The organism is Achromobacter sp. DH1f, from assembly GCF_000633435.1.
GTDB lineage: Bacteria > Pseudomonadota > Gammaproteobacteria > Burkholderiales > Burkholderiaceae_B > Achromobacter > Achromobacter deleyi.
In genome coordinates this window covers 1-442 of record NZ_AYMF01000123.1, presented here as the reverse complement: position 1 = coordinate 442, position 442 = coordinate 1, and the positions used below count along the sequence as shown (strand labels likewise).

Here is a 442-nt window from a genome sequence, read left to right as displayed (position 1 = left end):
AGTGCGGGGCTGTTGACCCTAGCGTTCGTGACCCGTGGCCAGGCGTTTTTCCAGTGCCTGGCTGTATTTGGACATGGAGAAGCAGAAGACGAAGTAGATCAGCGAGATGAACAGGTACGCCTCTACCCCGAATCCGCGCCATGCCGCGTCGGACAATGCCGCCTTGGCTGCCAGCGTCAGGTCGAAGATGCCGATGATGACCACCAGCGAGGTGTCCTTGAACAGCGCGATGAAGATGCTGACCAGCGGCGGGATGACGATCTTCAGGGCCTGCGGCAGGATGATCTTGCGCATCTGCTGCCAGTAGTTCAGGCCCAGCGAATCGGCGCCTTCGTACTGCCCCTTCGGAATCGCCTGCAGGCCGCCGCGCACCGTTTCGGCGATGTACGCGGCCGCGAACATGATGATCGCGATCTGCGCACGCAACAGCTTGTCGATGGAA

1 protein-coding gene is annotated in these 442 nt (G+C 60.9%); it reads right to left on the bottom strand.

Annotation, left to right across the window (positions count from 1 at the left end; all coding sequences use genetic code 11):
• Window positions 1-18 precede the first annotated feature (18 nt).
• Window positions 19-442, bottom strand: a 424-nt coding sequence (locus U858_RS0133345; protein WP_025141382.1) for an amino acid ABC transporter permease, incomplete at its 5' end; no start/stop codon positions are given.